This is a genomic window from Acidovorax sp. Leaf191 (assembly GCF_001424425.1).
GTDB lineage: Bacteria > Pseudomonadota > Gammaproteobacteria > Burkholderiales > Burkholderiaceae_C > Acidovorax.
On record NZ_LMPT01000022.1, the window covers coordinates 108820 to 125090 of the forward strand.

Here is a 16271-nt window from a genome sequence, read left to right on the forward strand (position 1 = left end):
GGGTGGGCGGGGCTGCGACTGCTGCCCTAGCCCGCAACCCGCAGATTGTGTCATTTAACCGGCACTGGACCCCAGACGCGCCATGTGCACCTGGTGCAGGGTGATCTTGCGCACTTCGGCCTGGCTGGTCTGGATGTGGGCGCGCAGCAGCATGGCGGCCTGGTCGCCGCGGTGCGCGCGGATGGCCTTGAGGATGGTGGCGTGCTCATCGTACGTGGCATCGATGCGCGCCTGCTGCGTGAAGTCGAGCCGGCGGATGATGCGGATGCGCTCGGTCACGTCGCGGTGCACGCGCGTCATCTCGGCATTGCCGGCGGCGCGCACCAGCGCGCAGTGGAATGCCTCGTCCCAGGCTGCCACCTGCAGGGTGTCGGTGCTGCGCTGGTCCGGCGGCACGAGCCAGATGTTGTTGAGTTCGTCGAGCAACCGGTGGTCGACCTGGATGGACTTGAGAGCACCCGTGCCTTCGTCGCACAGGCGGTGCACGGCCGTGGTCTCCAGCACCATGCGCAGGTCGTAGAGCTGCTCGAACTGGTCGAAGTCGAAAGGCAGCACGCGCCAGCCGCTGCGAAACAGCACCTCCACGTAGCCCTCCTGCTGCAGGCGCACCAGGGCCTGGCGCACGGGCGTGCGCGAGACGCCCAGCCGTTCGCAGATCTCGTTCTCGGTGAAGCGGTCGCCCGGCACCAGCTTGAACTCACCCACGTCGCGCTTGAGCTGGGCGTACACATCGTCGGCGCGCGAGTTGCGCACCGGTTTCGTCTTGGAAGGAGGGGAGGCGGGGCGGGGGGGCTGCACAGGGCGACTTTAGCAACTACGGGGCCAGCAACGCGTCGGCCAATCGCGGCAGCAACGCGGCCGACGGAGCGGTCCAGCCGACGATGGCGCCCTGGGCGCGCAGCATCTCGATGGCGGCTGCCTTGAAATGGGGGAAGTAGCTCTCGGTGCAGTCTTCGAGCAGCAGGCCATCATACCCGCGGTCATTGGCCTCGCGCATGCTGGTCTGCACGCAGACCTCGGTGGTCACGCCCATGAAGACGAGGTGGGTGATGCCGCGCGCTTGCAGCGTTTCGTGCAGGCCCGTGGCGTAGAACATGCCCTTGCCGGGCTTGTCGACGACGATCTCGCCCACCACCGGCGCCAGCGCGGGGATGATCTGGTTGCCCGGCTCTCCCGCCACCAGGATGCGGCCCATGGGCCCCGCGTCGCCGATGCGCAATTGCGGGTTGCCGCGCAGGCGCTTGGCGGGCGGGCAGTCGGACAGGTCGGGCCGGTGCGATTCGCGCGTGTGCACGACCAGGCCGCCCGCGGCGCGCCAGGCCAGCAGCACGGCCTGGCAGGCCGGCACGATGGCTTCGAGCAAAGACACGTCGTTGCCCAGCGTCTCGCCAAAGCCGCCGGGCTCGATGAAGTCGCGCTGCATGTCGATGATCACCAGCGCGGTGTGCGGCAGCGAGAAGCGGTAGTCGAAAGGGTGGGCGTGGATGGTCGTCAGGCTCATGCCGCTTCCTGGTGGGGTGTGTGATCGTGTCCGCCGCCCATGTAGGCGCCCAGCACATGGCGCTCGGCGATGGCGGAGGGGGTTTCGTGCACGATGCGGCCTTCGCTCATGACCACGATGCGGTCGGCCAGCTCCAGCAGCTCGTCCAGGTCTTCGCTGATGAGCAGCACGGCGCCACCGCGCTCGCGCACGCCCAGGATGCGAGCATGGATCTCTGCCACGGCCGCAAAGTCCAGCCCGAACACCGGGTTGGCGGCGATCAGCACATTGATCTCGCCCGCCAGCTCGCGTGCCAGCACCGCGCGCTGCACGTTGCCGCCCGACAGGCTGCGGATGGGGGCGCCTTCTCCCTGGGTCTTGACGCCGTAGCCAGCGATCCACTCGCGTGCCCGGCTGCGCCAGGTGGCAAAACGCAGCACGCCGCCCGTTGACAACGGCGGTTGGTCGAAGTCGCGCAGGGCCATGTTCTCGGCCACCGACAGGTCGCCCACGCAGGCATTGCGCAGCGGCTCCTCGGGCAGGCTGCGTACCCTGAGTTCACGGTTCTGCGCGCGCGTGGCCGTGTAGTCCCGGCCCAGCACCTGCACTTTGCCGGCCAGGCGCGGGCGCTGGCCCACCAGCGCCTCGACCAGCTCGCGTTGGCCGTTGCCCGATACGCCGGCCACGCCCAGCACCTCGCCCCTGCGCACCGACAGATCGAGGCCATGCAGGGCGAGGGTGCCACGGTCGCCGAGGGCTTGAAGGCCTTCCACCTGCAGCGCGACCTCGCCCGGCGGGTTGTCCGTATCTGCAGTCGCTGCCGCGCTGGCTGCGGGTGGCGAGGCGTTGGCGGCATCGCCCATCATGGCCTGGGCCAGCGCCTGAGGGCCGGTGTCGGCCACCCGGCCGTGGTGCACAGCCTGGCCGCGGCGCAGCACGGTCACCGCATCGGCATAGGCCATCACTTCACGGAACTTGTGCGTGATGATGATGACGCTGCACTGGCCGGTGCGTGCAAAGGTGCGCACATGGCCCAGCACCTCGTCGGCCTCCTGCGGGGTCAGCACCGAGGTGGGTTCGTCCAGGATCAACAGGCGCGGGCGCAGGTACAGCTGCTTGAGCAGTTCGAGCTTCTGCTTTTCGCCGGCTGCCAGTTCCGACGGGCGGGCATCCAGGTCCAGCCGGAAGGGCGTGGTGGCCAGAAAGGCCTGCAGCTCGGCCCGCTGGGCGCACCAGTCGATCACCGCCGGCGTCTGGCCACCGGCCAGCAGCAGGTTCTCGGCTACCGTCATCCCCGGCGCCAGTGTGAAGTGCTGGTAGACCATGCCGATGCCCAGGCTGCGCGCGACAATGGGGTTTGCGATGGCCTGCTCGCGCCCGTCCAGCAGAATGGCGCCTTCCTCGGCCCTCTGGAAGCCCGCCACGCACTTGACCAGCGTGCTCTTGCCCGCGCCGTTCTCGCCCAGCAGGGCGTGCACGCTGCCGGGCTCCACGCGCATGTTCACGCGGTCCATGGCGGTGAAGCTGCCAAAGCGCTTGGTCAGGTTCCAGGTCTCCAGCGCCAATGCACCGGTGCCTGTGGGCAGCGCGCCTATGGGTTGGTCGGGCATGGGACTTCCTTTTCCTTCAAGCCAATGCGGCCAGTAGTGCGCCAGACGTGGCATGCGCACCGAACACGCCGCCCTGCATGGTCACCATGTTCAACGCAGCCTGGTGGTTGGCGGGGTCGGTGGCCGCCGTGCAGTCGGACAGCAGCAGGCATTCATAGCCCCGGTCATTGGCCTCGCGCATGGTGGTGTGCACGCAGACATCGGTGGTGATGCCCGCGAGGATCAGGTTCTGCACGCCCGCAAGCTGCAGCACCATGTCCAGGTCGGTGGCGTAGAACGAGCCCTTGCCCGGCTTGTCGATCACCACCTCGCCGGGCAGCGGCGCGAGTTCGGGGATCAGCTCCCAACCCGGCTCGCCGCGCACCAGGATGCGCCCGCAGGGCCCGGCATCGCCGATGCCCAGGCCCTCCTTGCCGATCTGGCGTGAGCGCCAGCGCTTGTTGGCCGGCAGGTCGGCCAGGTCTGGGCGGTGCCCCTCGCGGGTGTGGATGACGCGAAAGCCCTGTGCACGCATCCCCGGCAGCAGGCGCTGCAGCGGCGCGATGGGCGCGCGCGTGAGGGCGATGTCGTAGCCCATCACGTCCACATAGCCGCCGATGCCGCAGAAGTCGGTCTGCATATCGATCACGAGCAGCGCTGTGTTGTCCGGGCGCAGGTCGCCGTTGTAGGGCCAGGCGTAGGGATTGGCCTGGACGTGCCGGGTGGTCGCTGTGGTCACGTGGGAGGTCCTTCAAGACTGTTTGGTGGAAGAGAGTTCACCGGGGCTGCCGGTGGCGACACTGCCGGGCTTGCAGGTCACGACCAGGATCAGCAGGGTCAGCACATAGGGCACGGTGTTGAACAGGTGGTAGCCCCAGCCCACACCCACCGACTGCAGCGCCGGGCCGATGGCGCCGGCACCGCCGAAAAGCATGGCGGCAACCAGGCAGCGCAGCGGGTTCCAGCGCGCGAAGATCACCAGTGCGACGGCGATCAGGCCCTGGCCGCTGGAGATGCCCTCGTTCCAGCTGCCGGGGTAGAACAGGGTGAGCGAGGCCCCGCCCAGCCCGGCGATGAAGCCGCCGGCCGCCGTGGCCGCGATGCGGATGCCCGGCACCGAATAGCCCAACGCCCGCGTGGCGTTGGCCGAGTCGCCTGCCACCCGCACCAGCAGGCCCCAGCGCGTGCGCGCAAAGGCCCACCACAGGAACACAGCCAGCACGATGCCCAGTGGCAGCAGGGCATTGACCTGCAGGGCCGACTGCACCACGGGCGAATCGCTCCAGCCGCCCAGGGGCAGGGCGGGGATCTGCGGGGCCTGCGGCTGGATCAGCGGCTTGCCCAGGTAGAAGGCGAGGCCCGTGCCCAGCAGCATCAGCGCGATGCCGGTGGCCACATCGTTCACGCGCGGAAGCGAACACAGCACGCCGTGCAGCGTGGCCAGCACGGCGCCAGCGGTGGCACCGGCCAGCACCCCGAGCCAGGGCGATCCGGTGAGGTAGGCGCCGCCGAAGGCGGTCATGGCCGAGAGCACCAGCACACCCTCCAGACCGAGATTGATGCGGCCCGACTTCTCGGTGAGGCACTCGCCCAGGCTCACGAAGAGGAAGGGTACGCCCACGCGCAGGGCCCCGCCCACGATGCCCGCAATCAGTGCAATCCATTGGTCTGCGGTCATATCGCCTCCACATTCCCGGTGGGCGGGGCGCTTGGCGTCGTTGCCTCGGCGGGCCGGCTGCGCCGCTGGGCCCACAGGGCCCGCCAGTCCACGTCGCGCAGCGCCTCGCTGGCCAGGATCAGCACGAAGGCAATGCCCTGGAGCACCATCACCGAGGCGTCGGGCAGGCCCAGGCGGCGCTGCAGCAGGCTGCCGGCCGCGCCGAAGCCGCCGAACACGATGGCCACGGGGATGATCGCGATGGGGTGGTGCCGCGCAATGAAGGCCACGAGGATGCCGGCATAGCCGTAGCCCGCGATCAGCGCGCCATTGGCATTGGTGTGAACCGCCGCCACCTCCACGGCACCGGCCAGGCCTGCCGCCGCGCCGCCCAGGGCACAGGCCACCAGGATCAGGCGGGTGGCCGGCAGGCCCACCAATTGCGCGGCACGCGGGTTCCCGCCCACCACGCGGATCGAGAAGCCCGAGGCGGTGAAATGCAGCCACAGGCCCAGCGCCACGCAGGCCAGCACGCCCAGCACCAGGCCCCAGTGCACGTCCGAGCCGGCGATGCCGCCGATCAGCAGGTCTGGGGCGAGGCTGGGTGTGGCCGGCTTGTTCAGGCTGGCCGGGTCGCGCAGGGGGCCCTCCACGAAGTGCTTGAACAGGCCGATCGCCACGTACGACAGCAGCAAACTGCTGATGGTCTCGTTGATGCCGCGGTACTGGCGCAGCCAGCCCGCCAGCATGATCCACAGCGCGCCGGCCACGGCGCCAGCGGCGCAGGCCAGCGCCGTGCCCGCCACATGGCCGGGCAAGGCCACGGCCATGGGCAGCGCCGCGGCGGCCAGGCCGCCGAGCACCAGCGCGCCCTCGCCGCCGATGATGGTCAGCCCCGCCCGCGCAGGCAATGCCACGCACAGGGCCGTGAGCATCAATGGCGCAGAACGCTGCAGAGTGTTCTGCCACGAGAACCAGTCGCCGAACGCGCCCTTGAACAGCGTGAGCCACATGTCCACTGGGTTTACGCCCGCCAAGCCGACGAAGCCGCCGAACAGCAGCAGCGCCAGCCCGATGGCGGCGATGGGCAAGAGGACGTCCTTGGCGGCCGAGTGCATGGCAGTCCCTTGCTTAGAACGAACCCAGGACGCCTTCGACCAGGTAGTCCATCTTTTCCAGCTCCAGGTCGGTCTGCTTGAACGACTTGCCGCTGGCGATGACCTCCTTGCCCTTGTTGTTCTTGAGCGGGCCCTTGAAGATGTCGAAGCTGCCCGCGATCATTTTCGCCTTGGTGTCGTCGGCCTGTTTCTTGGCCGCGTCGCTCACGGCAGGGCCGTAGGCAGACATCTTCACGAAGCCTTCCTTCAAGCCCCCGCGCAGGAAGTTGGGGTGCGGCTTGCCGGTGCGGGCCGCCTCGATGATGGTGGTGTAGGCCGTGAGCCAGTTCCATTCGGCGCCCGTCAGGTAGGCCTGGGGCGCCAGCTTGGCCTGGCTGGCGTGGTAGCCGCAGACCATCTTGCCGCGCTTGGCCGCGGTTTCGACAATGACCTTGGGCCCATCCACGTGCATGGTGAACACGTCGCAGCCCTGGTCGGCCAGGCTGTTGGTGGCCTCGGCCTCCTTGACGGCCATGGACCAGTCGCCCGTGAAGATCACGCTGCAGGTGATGCCCGGCTTGACCGAGCGCGCGCCCAGCGTGAAGGCGTTGATGTTGCGCAGCACCTGCGGGATGGGCTTGGCCGCGATGAAGGCGATCTTGCCGCTCTTGCTCATGTGGCCGGCCACCACGCCGTTGAGGTACTGGCACTCGTCGATGTAGCCGAAGAAGCTGCCCGCGTTCTTGGGGTGCTTGCCCTCGGTCCACATGCCGCCGCAGTGCGAAAAGCGCACGTCCGGGTACTTGGCGGCCAGGGCCAGCAGGTGCGGATCGAAGTAGCCGAACGATGTGGGGAACAACAGCTTGGCGCCGTCCTGCGCGATCATGCCGGTCATGGTCTTTTGCACGGCGGCGGTCTCGGGCACGTTCTCCTCTTCCACCACCTTGATGCCGGGCATCTTCTTGAGCTCGGCCGCAGCCTGGGCATGGGCCTGGTTGTAGCCGTAGTCGTCGCGCGGGCCCACATAGATCACGCCCACGGTGAGCGGGGCCTGTGCGTTGGCCTGCATTGCCCAGCCGCCCAGGGTGCTTGCAGCGCCCAGCGCCGCAAGGGCTTGGAGGGATTCGCGGCGGTTCGGGTGGGCAAGGCGGGACATGGGTTTCTCGGGTTTCATGGCGGTCCTTTCGGCAGGGGTTGGATAAAGGGGAACAGAAAGAAATCGAGAGAGGTGCATTACTCTGGCCTCTGGCCGCGCTATGCCTGAAGCCGGTGCCACTGGCGCGGCCAAGGCCAGTGCCCGCGCGCAAGGGCCGCCCCGCCGCGCTGGGGGCGTCCCCCTCCCGACTCGCGCAGCGAGACGAGAGAGGGGGAAGGCGCGTAGCGACTCAGGGGGTGCTTCATAGAAGACTCACGTGGGCGGCCACCACGCGCCAGCCGGCTGGCGTGCGCAGCCAGGTCTGGCTTTGGCGGCCGGTGCGGGCGCTGCCCTCGCGCTGGAATTCGACATTGGCGGTGGCGAAGTCGCGGCCGTAGGTGGTGATCACGGTCTTGAGCAGGCGCCGCTGCGGCCCCTGGGCCGGGCGCGCGGCGCGAAAGGCCTGTATCTGCGCGTAGCCGTACAGGTTCTCGGTGGCGCCGTAGCGCAGGGTGTGGGGGCTGTCCCAGAAGAGCTCGTCGAGCACCTCCACCTTGTTGTGCACCAGGGCATCTTCGTAGCGGGCGAACACGTCCTCGACCTCGGCGAGCACCTCGGGCTGGTTGATGGTGTAGGGCATGAAGAAGATGGCTTTCACAAAATGGCGATGGGCGCGCGGCAGATGCCCGCAGCCTCCAGCACGGTGGCGGCACGCAGCGCCAGGTCTTCGCGCCAGGGCGCCGCGATGATCTGCACGCCGATGGGAAGGCTTGCGTGCGCGCCCCACACCGGCACGGCGCACACCGGCAGGCCGATGCATGAGAGGGGCTGGGTCAGCAGGCCCATGTTGGGGCGCAGCGGCAGGTCGCGACCGTTCAGGTTGAAACGCTCGGTGCCGATGGGCGTGGCCGCGCAGGGCGTGGCAGGGGCCAGCAGCAGGTCGTAGCGCGAGAGCACCCGTGCGGCTTCGTGGGCATAGCGGCTGCGCACGCGCTGGGCGCGTGCCACCCAAGCGGCAGGGATCAGCGCGCCTGCCAGGAAGCGATCGCGTGACAGCGGCTCGAAGTCGGCCGCGCGCGTGCGCAGGTTGTCGAGGTGCAGGGCACCCGCCTCCGCATTGGTGATGAGGAAGGCCGCCGCGCGGCCGGCCTCCACCAGTGGCAGCTCCACCGGCTCGGCCTCTGCGCCCAGCGCCTGTGCCACCCGGGCCACGGCGGCGCGTGCCTCGGGCAGGGCGTTGTCGGCAAAGTAGCCGCCCAGTACGCCGATGCGCAGACCGGTGATTCCCGTCTCCAGGTCGTGGGCCACCGGTTCTGCGGGCCGCTGTGCGCAGCCTGCATCGGTGTGCGCAGCCGCAGCCTCCGGGCCCTGCATGGCGTCGTAGGCCAGCGCCAGGTCGCGCACGCTGCGCGCCATGGGGCCCAGGTGGTCCAGGCTGGAGATGAAGGGAAAGCTGCCCGTGCGCGGCAGCCGCCCGAAGGTGGGTTTGAGTCCGAACACGCCGCACAGCGAAGACGGCACACGGATCGAACCATTGGTGTCCGACCCGAGCGTGATGGGCACCTGGCCCGCAGCCACGGCCGCGCCGGAGCCGCCCGACGAACCACCGGCGATGCGCGCCAGGTCGTGCGGGTTGTGGCAGGCGCCCTCGTGGCTGTTCTCGGTGGTGAAGCCGTAGGCGTACTCGTCCATGTTGAGCGCCCCCACCAGAATGGCGCCTGCGGCCTCCAGGCGCTGCACCAGCAGACCGTCGGCCCGGGCGGGAGGGCGGTCGCGCTCGATCTTGGAGCCGGCCAGCGTGGTGAGGCCCGCCACGTCGAACAGGTTCTTCACGGCAAAGGGCACGCCCAGCAGGGGCAGGGCGGCCTGTGTCCCCGCAGCCAGGCCGGCATCGATGCGTGCAGCGCGCGCCAGGGCACGTGCCCGCAGCACGGCGGTGAAGGCGTTGACGCGGGCGTCGGTCTGCTCGATGCGGTCCAGGCAGGCCGTCACCAGCGCCGTGGCCGATACGTCGCGCGCCGCCACGGCCTGTGCCATGCCGGCGGCGTCCTGTTGCCACCAGGGCGCGGTCATGCGCGGCCTCCCTCAGGCGGCACCACCGGGACGAAGGCCATGGCGGGCTCGTCCGTCGTGGCCAGCGGCACGGCGTTGACGGTGTCGGCAAAATCGCTGGCCAGCGCCAGGTAGCCGAGCACGGCCGCGCGGTGTTCGGGCGCGATGGGCAGGCCGATGGCGGCCGAGGCCGCGTCGAGGTAGCGTTCCAGCTCGGTGGCGTTCATCGGCGCACCTCGCGCTGGAAGATCTCCAGGCTGAGCTTTTTCATCGCCACGAAGCTCGGTTCGCTCAGCGTGGCCAGGGTGCGCGGGCGCGCGTCCTCGTAGCGCAGGATCTCGGCCACCTTGGTCGGGCGCTTGGTCAGCAGCAGCACCTCGTCGGCCAGGTAGACGGCTTCTTCCAGGTCGTGCGACACCAGCAGCATGGTCGTGCCGGTCTGCATGAACACCTCCTGCAGCTTCTCGCGGATGAACAGCGTCATCTCGAAGTCGAGTGCCGAGAAGGGCTCGTCGAGGAACAGCACCTCGGGGTTGGGCGCCAGCGCGCGCATGATGGACGCCGTCTGCTGCTGCCCGCCCGAGAGTTCGTAGGGGTAGCGGTTGAGGTCGAACTTCACGTCGAACGAGGCCACCAGTTCGGCCATGCGGCGGTCCACCTCGGCCTTGCTCTTGCCTTCGAGCTTGAGCGGGTAGGCGATGTTGTCGATGGTGCGCATCCACGGAAACATCGCCTCGCGGTAGTTCTGGAAGACGTAGCCGATCTTCGTGTCCTTGAGGCTCTTGCCATCGAACAGGATCTCGCCGCTGTCGATGGGCACGAGGCCCGCGATCATGTTGATCAGCGTGCTCTTGCCGCAGCCATTGGGGCCGAAGACCGAGACGATCTTGTGCTTGGGGATGTCGAGGTCGAAGTCCTCGTACAGCGGCCAGCCCGCGAAGTACTTGGTCAGCCCACGGATGGTGATGTGGGTGCCGGCCGGGCCGGGCGTGAAGACACGCTGGGGCACATCGGCATACACGGCGCCATTGACGACGGTGTTCATCGGCCGCTCCAGTGCACGATCCTGCGTTCGGCGATCAGAAAGAGAATGTTCAGGGCATAGCCCAGGGCGCCTGCTGCCAGGATGGCGGCGTACATGCTCTTGACGTTGAGCACCTGCTGCGCATCGATGATGCGGTGGCCCAGGCCGTTGTCCGAGCCGATGAACATCTCGGCCACGATGACGATGACCAGCGCCATCGACACGGCCGAGCGCAGGCCGACGAAGGTGGGCTGCAGGCTTTCCCAGATCAGCACGTCCTTGAAGATCTGCCAGCGCGATGCGCCCATCACGCGCGCCGCCATGACGCGCTGCTTGCGGGCGTTGATGACGCCATAGGCGCTGTTGAAGATCACGATCAGGAAGGCGCCGAACGCGGCGATGGCCACCTTGTTCACATCCGACACGCCGAAGATCAACAGGAACAGCGGGATCAGCGCCGACGAGGGGGTGGAGCGGAAGAAGTCGATCAGAAACTCCACGCTGCGGTACGCGCGCTCGTTGCTGCCCAGCAGCACGCCCAGGGGCACGCCGACCACGGCCGCGATCAAAAAGGCCTGCACCGTGCGCCAGACGGTCACCGCGAAGTCGAGCAGCAGCGGCCCGCCGGCCAGGCCGGTGACCAGTGTGAGCACGGTGGCGCCGGGCGGGGGCAGCAGGATGGGCTTGATGAAGCCCAGGCGCACCACCAGGTCCCAAAGGACGAACAGGGCCAGGGGGCCGACGAAGGGAAGCAGCCTGTCCCAGGCGGGCGTCTTGGGCACAGCGGATGCCGCCGTGCTCGCGGGCGGCGACCAGGCGCCGGCAATGGTGGAGGTGGTTTCGGCCATGGCGCGCCCCTTCAGGCCTTGTAGATCAGGCTGTCGACCACGACCTTCTTCTCGAAGATGCCCTTCTCGGTGAACAGGTCGTAGAACTTCTGGAAGTACGCCAGGTCACTGGGCTTGAACTCGTTGTAGAGCATGTATGAGGCCAGCGGCACCTCGGCCGTGAGCGCGCCTTCGATGGCGGTGTAGCCCTTCATGAACTGCCGGGCCTCGTCGGGTTTGCTGCGCACCAGCTCGATACCGCGGGCGTAGGCGGCGATGAACTTTTTGGCCACCTCGGGGTTCTTCTTGATGAACTCGCTGGTCAGGCTGGCTGCGCCGCCGTGCCAGGGCGCCATCGCATCGCCCAGGATGTACCTGGCCACAACCCCGGACTCGATGATCCGCGTGGTGCCGTTCATGCGGCCGATGGTGCCCGTGGGCTCCAGCGTGTAGCAGGCATCCACCTGGCCGGCGACGATGGCGGCGATGTGCTGGCCGATGGGCAGCTCGGTCACCGTGACGCCGCTGGCGCCGGCGCGCTCCAGCATGGTCTTGCACAGGGTCATGTTCTGGATGCCGGGGCCGGACGCGACCTTCTTGCCCTTGAGGTCGGCCATGGTCTTGATGGCGCTGTCCTTGCCGGTGATGAATTGGTCGAGCACGAATTTCGCGTTGCTCGGGTTGGTCGCGAAGATCTTGAACAGGCCGGGCTGGGCGATCTCGCCGATGGCCAGGTTGGCCGATCCCGTGCCGTTGGAGCTGCCGTCGGAGCGGCCCGAGAGCATGGCCTCCATCACCTGCTGGGCGCCCGCGAACTTGAGCGGCTCTACGTCCAGGCCTGCCTCCTTGAAATAGCCTTTCTCCACCGCAGCGAAGAAAGGCAGCCCGGCCGCCACGGGCCAGAAGCCGATGCGGATCTTGGGCGCCGCCTGGGCGCGCACCAGCGCGGGTGCTGCCAGCACACCCAGGGTTGCGGCCGAGGCCTGCAAGATGCGGCGGCGCGATGCGCCCGTGGACGTGATGGAACTGTGGGATGTCATGGAAGGCTCCTGCAGCAGGGTTGGAGGGGAACAAACAGGGAATCAGGTGCCGGCCCTGCGCGACGCGATGTACGCCCGCCAGCCGCCAAAGTGGCTGATGTCGTGCGCACCGGCCAGCGCCAGCGGCTCGCAGATGAAGCCCTGCACGCTGCTGCCGTCGGCCAGGGTGAGCGTGCCTATGCCCAGCGGCTGCGGGATCAACGCGACGAAGCTGCCGTAGTTCGCGGCGGGCATGCGCCACACCTCGATGGCGATCCGCGTGCCCTGGCCTGGCGCCACACGCAGCAGGCCGGGCTTGGGCGGCACGGAGCCGGGCAGGGCGTATAGCTGGTAGTCGGCGGCTGTCTCGGTCACCAGCTCCAGCTTGGCGCCGCGGTCTGTGAGCTGGCCGTTCAGCGGCATGCCGCTCAGGTGGGCACCGACCACGGCGACCCGTACTGTGGCGGGCGCCTGCAGCCCGGCGATGGGCTGGGGCACGGGCAAGGGCGTGCTGCCGGCGGCCTGGGGCAGGCCGGTGGCGTGGTGGTAGCGCTGGCCCAGCTCCGCCAGCTGCCAGTCGCTGCCGCAGGGGCCGATGAGCGTGATGCCGAAGGGCAGACCGTCAGCGCGCAGGCTGCTGGGTACCGCAATGGCGGCGTAGTCCAGCAGGTTGACGAAGTTGGTGTAGGCGCCCAGGTTGCGGTTGAGCACCACCGGGTCGGCCTGTATGGCGGCGATCGTGTAGTGCGTGGGGGCCGTGGGCACCAGCAGCACGTCGATGGCCTCGGGGCCCTGCCACATCGGTGCCACCTGCTGGCCCAGGGCGCGCAGCCGGGTCTGGGCGTCACACAGGTCGGCCGCGCTGTAGCTGCGCCCGCTGGCCAGGATGCTGCGCACCGGCTCCACCACCTGGTCCTCGTGTTGGTCGAAGAAGCTGCGTACGGCGGCATATCGCTCTGCCACCAGGGCGCTTTCGTAAAGCAGGGCCGCGGCCTGGGCCAGCGGCGCGTAGGGTATGGACACCGGCGTGCCGCCCAGCGCCTGAAGGCGGGCCACGGCCTCGGCGAATGCCGCCTCGGCCGCTGCATCGCCGAAGAACTCGAGCACATCGGGCACGCCGAAACGGAAGCTGGCGGGCAATGGCTTGGTGGCCAGGGTGAGCTGCCGCCCATAGGGGTCTTGCCCGTCATAGCCCTGTGCGACCTGCAGCACGCAGGCCGCCACGTCCACCGTGCGCGCGAAGATCGAGACACAGTCGGCGCTCTGCGCGGCCGGCACCACGCCCCGTGCACTGACGAGACCCTTGGTTGGCTTGATGCCCACGATGTTGTTCAGCCCTGCGGGCACGCGGCCCGAGCCGGCCGTGTCGGTCCCCAGCGCGAAGTCCACCTGGTCGGTAGCCACCACATAGGCAGAGCCTGAACTGGAGCCACCGGAGACGTAGGCGGGGTTGAGCGCGTTGGGGACCGCGCCATGCGGCGAGCGGGTGCCGTTGAGCCCGCAGGCGAACTGGTCCAGGTTGGTCTTGCCCACCAGCGTTGCCCCGGCGTCGAGCAGGCGCTGCACCACCGCTGCATGGGCCGTGGCCGTGTAGGCAAAGCCAGGGCAGGCGGCGGATGTGGGGTAGCCGGCCACGTCGATGTTGTCCTTGACCGCAAAGCGGAGGCCGCTGAGCGGGCCGCCAGGCCTGCCGGCGACCGCGGGCTCGCAGCGCACCAACCAGGCCTGCTGGGCCAATGGGAGGCGCGGTGAACCGTCAGGCACAGGAGGAAATTCGGCCACCAGGGAGTTTGTTGCTTGCACCATTTTGAAGAATTCAATCTTGGATACAAGAAGAGATGCAAGCGCTGTGCCAGGCCCGCTGAGTTCGCAGCGGATCGACAAGATCGATGTGCTCCAAGAGGCAGGAAGTCCCGCAAGAACTGCATTGCGCTTAGAGGGAAGCTCGTGGCTTTGGGGCCCGGACGATGTCTGGTACCGGCACATGAAGCGCGGCACGTGCGGCTGGGTGCCTGCCTGTGCTGCCAGCCCTGCCTGGTGCCAGTTTTCGCTGCGGTGTGGTGCATGGGCAGCGTTTCCAGCGGTGTGGGACGCGCTAAAGTGGTGAGCCCTGCCTGCCTCCGTGGGATGCATCGACGGACGCGGGCAAAACCATTTCCTTTCTGTATCCGCATGATTTCTTTCCACAACCCCTTGCACCACCGGCATGCGCCGGTCCATGAGTTCTACCGGGGAGAGCGCGTGCCGTGCTTCGAGAAACCGGTCCGTGCCCAATATGTGGAGGACGCCCTGCTGGAGCGTGGCCATGGGCTGCTGGCGCCTGATGTGGACAGCACGCCGGTGCTGGCCCAGATCCATGCGCCGCGCTACCTGGCTTTTTTGCAGAGCGCATGGCAACAGTGGCTGGCACTGGACGCGGCCAACGCTTCGGTCCAGCCATTCCCGTCGGTGTGGCCGGTGCGCAGCCTGCGCAGCGACGTGGAGCCGGACAACTTCGTGGCGAAACTGGGTCTGTACTCCATGGACAACGGCACGCCCATGGCCGCGGGCACCTGGGAGGCCGTGAAGGCAGGGGCCGATGCCGCTGCCAGCGCAGCGGCCCGCGTGGCCCAGGGCGCGCGTGCCGCGTTCTGCTGTACACGCCCGCCGGGCCACCATGCAGGGCCCGACTTCATGGGCGGCTACTGCTTTGTCAACAACGCTGCCGTGGCGGCGCAGTGGCTGCGCAACCACGGGTCCGGGCGCGTAGCCCTGCTGGACGTGGACTATCACCACGGCAACGGCACGCAGAGCATCTTCTACGACCGTGCCGACGTGCTGTTCATCAGCCTGCATGGCGATCCACGCACCGAATACCCGTTCTACCTGGGCCATGCCGACGAAACCGGCGAAGGCGAGGGCGCAGGTTTCAACCTCAACCTGCCGCTGCCCGCGGGCACCACCGCCACGCAATGGTTCGCCGCGCTGGAGCAGGCCTGCGTGCGCATTGCGCAGTACCAGGCGGACACGCTGGTGGTATCGCTGGGGCTCGACGCCTTCGAGGACGACCCCATCTCGAAATTCGCGCTCAAGACCTCGGACTTCACCCGCCTGGGCGAGCGGCTGGCCGCCCTGGGGCTGCCCACGGTGTTCGTGCTCGAAGGCGGCTACGCGGCTGCCGAACTGGGCCACAACGCCGTGAACGTGCTCGATGGTTTCGAGCAGGCGGCCCCGCGATGAGCGAAGCTGTCGACTGCGTGGTGGTCGGTGCTGGCGTGGTCGGCCTGGCCGTGGCCCGCGCGCTGGCGCTGCAGGGGCGCGAGGTCATGGTGCTGGAGGCGGCCGATGCCGTCGGCACCGGCACCAGCTCGCGCAACAGCGAGGTCATCCATGCCGGGCTGTACTACGCCACGGGCTCGCTCAAGGCGCGGCTGTGCGTGCAAGGCCGCGAGCTGCTCTACGCGTACTGCGCCGAGCGCGGCGTGCCGCACCGGCGCTGCGGCAAGCTGATCGTGGCCACGTCCCCGGAACAGATTCCGGCGCTGCAGGGCATCGAAGCGCGCGCGCGTGCCAACGGCGTTGGCGATCTGCAATGGCTCGATGCAGAGGCCGCGCAGGCGCTGGAGCCTGCGCTGCAGTGCGTGGCCGCCCTGCTTTCGCCGAGCACAGGCATCGTCGACAGCCATGCGCTGATGCTCGCGCTGCAGGGAGACCTGGAGCACGCGGGTGGGATGGTGGTATTGAATTCGCCCCTGGCGCACGCTGAGTGCGCGCCAAATGCTATTGAATTGGTAGCGGTTGACGGTACACGCCTGGTGGCGCGTTCCGTGGTCAATGCCGCCGGCCTGCACGCCCCTGCGCTGGCCGCACGATTTGCGGGCCTCGGCGCCGCGCATGTGCCTGTCGCCCACTACGCCAAGGGCAACTACTTCACCCTGTCTGGCAAGGCGCCCTTCAGCCGGCTGATCTACCCCGTGCCGGAGGCCGCAGGCCTCGGTGTGCACCTGACGCTGGACCTGGGCGGGCAGGCGAAGTTCGGGCCGGACGTGCAGTGGGTCGACTCACCCGACGATCTGGCGGTAGACCCATCCCGTGGCGATGCGTTCTATGCCGAGGTCCGCCGTTACTGGCCCGGGTTGCGCGATGGCGCGCTCGTGCCCGGCTATGCGGGCATGCGCCCCAAGATCCACGGTCCCGACGCCGCGGCGGCGGATTTCGTGATCCAGGGGCCATCGGTGCACGGGATCGCAGGGGTGGTCAACCTGTTCGGCATCGAATCGCCCGGGTTGACAAGTGCCCTCGCGATTGGGGAGCATGTGGCGGCGCTGGCTTGATCTGGCGCAAGCTGCTTGCACACCGTAACCTCTTGGGTCCCCGTCCTACGAAGGGGCTTCGGGCACGTGGCTAAGATG

General features: G+C 68.5%; 16 protein-coding genes. 2 read left to right on the forward strand and 14 right to left on the reverse strand.

All coding sequences use genetic code 11. The features are described 5' to 3' along the window. Positions 1-54: 54 nt before the first annotated feature. The 14 genes from ASG27_RS22990 to atzF form a co-directional block, all read right to left on the reverse strand. Positions 55-798, reverse strand: a complete 744-nt coding sequence (locus ASG27_RS22990) for a GntR family transcriptional regulator (RefSeq protein ID WP_056421402.1) — start codon at positions 796-798, stop codon at positions 55-57. A 16-nt stretch (positions 799-814) separates the two neighbouring features. Then, positions 815-1501 (reverse strand): cysteine hydrolase family protein, encoded by a 687-nt coding sequence (locus ASG27_RS22995; RefSeq protein WP_056421401.1) that lies wholly within the window; start codon positions 1499-1501, stop codon positions 815-817. Beyond that, on the reverse strand, positions 1498-3090 hold the full coding sequence (locus ASG27_RS23000) for an ABC transporter ATP-binding protein (RefSeq protein ID WP_056421400.1): 1593 nt from the start codon (positions 3088-3090) through the stop codon (positions 1498-1500). The genes ASG27_RS22995 and ASG27_RS23000 overlap by 4 nt, the downstream gene beginning before the upstream one ends. Positions 3091-3106: 16 nt before the next feature. Then, on the reverse strand, positions 3107-3808 hold the full coding sequence (gene biuH / locus ASG27_RS23005; RefSeq protein ID WP_056421399.1) for a biuret amidohydrolase: 702 nt from the start codon (positions 3806-3808) through the stop codon (positions 3107-3109). Between the two features lie 12 nt (positions 3809-3820). Beyond that, positions 3821-4747 carry an ABC transporter permease gene (locus tag ASG27_RS23010; protein WP_056421398.1) on the reverse strand — a complete coding sequence of 309 codons (927 nt, stop codon included), beginning with the start codon at positions 4745-4747 and terminating at the stop codon, positions 3821-3823. Beyond that, positions 4744-5844: an ABC transporter permease gene (locus tag ASG27_RS23015; RefSeq protein WP_056421397.1), complete on the reverse strand. Its 1101-nt coding sequence runs from the start codon at positions 5842-5844 to the stop codon at positions 4744-4746. The genes ASG27_RS23010 and ASG27_RS23015 overlap by 4 nt, the downstream gene beginning before the upstream one ends. A 13-nt stretch (positions 5845-5857) precedes the next feature. Next, positions 5858-6979 carry a BMP family ABC transporter substrate-binding protein gene (locus ASG27_RS23020; RefSeq protein WP_056421491.1) on the reverse strand — a complete coding sequence of 374 codons (1122 nt, stop codon included), beginning with the start codon at positions 6977-6979 and terminating at the stop codon, positions 5858-5860. Between the two features lie 241 nt (positions 6980-7220). After that, the gene (hpxZ, locus tag ASG27_RS23025) at positions 7221-7598 is read right to left on the reverse strand and encodes an oxalurate catabolism protein HpxZ (RefSeq protein WP_056421490.1); all 378 of its coding nucleotides are present in this window, start codon (positions 7596-7598) and stop codon (positions 7221-7223) included. Between the two features lie 14 nt (positions 7599-7612). Next, on the reverse strand, positions 7613-9031 hold the full coding sequence (locus tag ASG27_RS23030) for an AtzE family amidohydrolase (protein WP_056421396.1): 1419 nt from the start codon (positions 9029-9031) through the stop codon (positions 7613-7615). After that, a complete protein-coding gene (locus ASG27_RS23035; protein ID WP_056421395.1) occupies positions 9028-9237 on the reverse strand; it encodes a DUF4089 domain-containing protein in 210 nt (69 codons plus the stop codon). Before ASG27_RS23035 ends, ASG27_RS23030 begins: the two co-directional genes overlap by 4 nt. Beyond that, on the reverse strand, positions 9234-10055 hold the full coding sequence (locus tag ASG27_RS23040) for an ABC transporter ATP-binding protein (RefSeq protein ID WP_056421394.1): 822 nt from the start codon (positions 10053-10055) through the stop codon (positions 9234-9236). Before ASG27_RS23040 ends, ASG27_RS23035 begins: the two co-directional genes overlap by 4 nt. After that, positions 10052-10882 (reverse strand): ABC transporter permease, encoded by an 831-nt coding sequence (locus ASG27_RS23045; RefSeq protein WP_056421393.1) that lies wholly within the window; start codon positions 10880-10882, stop codon positions 10052-10054. Before ASG27_RS23045 ends, ASG27_RS23040 begins: the two co-directional genes overlap by 4 nt. A gap of 11 nt (positions 10883-10893) precedes the next feature. Then, positions 10894-11901 (reverse strand): ABC transporter substrate-binding protein, encoded by a 1008-nt coding sequence (locus ASG27_RS23050; RefSeq protein WP_056421392.1) that lies wholly within the window; start codon positions 11899-11901, stop codon positions 10894-10896. A gap of 42 nt (positions 11902-11943) precedes the next feature. Beyond that, positions 11944-13686 (reverse strand): allophanate hydrolase, encoded by a 1743-nt coding sequence (gene atzF, locus ASG27_RS23055; RefSeq protein WP_156370920.1) that lies wholly within the window; start codon positions 13684-13686, stop codon positions 11944-11946. A gap of 366 nt (positions 13687-14052) precedes the next feature. Here atzF and ASG27_RS23060 point away from each other — a divergent pair, with 366 nt between their 5' ends. Together ASG27_RS23060 and ASG27_RS23065 are read left to right on the forward strand one after the other, a co-directional pair. Then, on the forward strand, positions 14053-15099 hold the full coding sequence (locus ASG27_RS23060; RefSeq protein WP_056421390.1) for a histone deacetylase family protein: 1047 nt from the start codon (positions 14053-14055) through the stop codon (positions 15097-15099). Further along, positions 15096-16193, forward strand: a complete 1098-nt coding sequence (locus ASG27_RS23065) for an NAD(P)/FAD-dependent oxidoreductase (protein WP_056421389.1) — start codon at positions 15096-15098, stop codon at positions 16191-16193. The genes ASG27_RS23060 and ASG27_RS23065 overlap by 4 nt, the downstream gene beginning before the upstream one ends. The last annotated feature ends 78 nt before the right edge of the window (positions 16194-16271 follow it).

Bases quoted from the DNA above. Each gene is read 5' to 3' on its own strand.
- ASG27_RS23040 (WP_056421394.1), bottom strand. From the start codon at position 10,055: ATGAACACCGTCGTCAATGGCGCCGTGTATGCCGATGTGCCCCAGCGT.
- hpxZ (WP_056421490.1), bottom strand. From the start codon at position 7,598: ATGCCCTACACCATCAACCAGCCCGAGGTGCTCGCCGAGGTCGAGGAC.
- ASG27_RS23020 (WP_056421491.1), bottom strand. From the start codon at position 6,979: ATGTCCCGCCTTGCCCACCCGAACCGCCGCGAATCCCTCCAAGCCCTT.
- ASG27_RS23015 (WP_056421397.1), bottom strand. From the start codon at position 5,844: ATGCACTCGGCCGCCAAGGACGTCCTCTTGCCCATCGCCGCCATCGGG.
- ASG27_RS23000 (WP_056421400.1), bottom strand. From the start codon at position 3,090: ATGCCCGACCAACCCATAGGCGCGCTGCCCACAGGCACCGGTGCATTG.
- ASG27_RS23010 (WP_056421398.1), bottom strand. From the start codon at position 4,747: ATGACCGCAGACCAATGGATTGCACTGATTGCGGGCATCGTGGGCGGG.
- ASG27_RS23060 (WP_056421390.1), top strand. From the start codon at position 14,053: ATGATTTCTTTCCACAACCCCTTGCACCACCGGCATGCGCCGGTCCAT.
- ASG27_RS22995 (WP_056421401.1), bottom strand. From the start codon at position 1,501: ATGAGCCTGACGACCATCCACGCCCACCCTTTCGACTACCGCTTCTCG.
- ASG27_RS23035 (WP_056421395.1), bottom strand. From the start codon at position 9,237: ATGAACGCCACCGAGCTGGAACGCTACCTCGACGCGGCCTCGGCCGCC.
- ASG27_RS23050 (WP_056421392.1), bottom strand. From the start codon at position 11,901: ATGACATCCCACAGTTCCATCACGTCCACGGGCGCATCGCGCCGCCGC.
- ASG27_RS23065 (WP_056421389.1), top strand. From the start codon at position 15,096: ATGAGCGAAGCTGTCGACTGCGTGGTGGTCGGTGCTGGCGTGGTCGGC.
- ASG27_RS23030 (WP_056421396.1), bottom strand. From the start codon at position 9,031: ATGACCGCGCCCTGGTGGCAACAGGACGCCGCCGGCATGGCACAGGCC.
- ASG27_RS23045 (WP_056421393.1), bottom strand. From the start codon at position 10,882: ATGGCCGAAACCACCTCCACCATTGCCGGCGCCTGGTCGCCGCCCGCG.
- atzF (WP_156370920.1), bottom strand. From the start codon at position 13,686: ATGGTGCAAGCAACAAACTCCCTGGTGGCCGAATTTCCTCCTGTGCCT.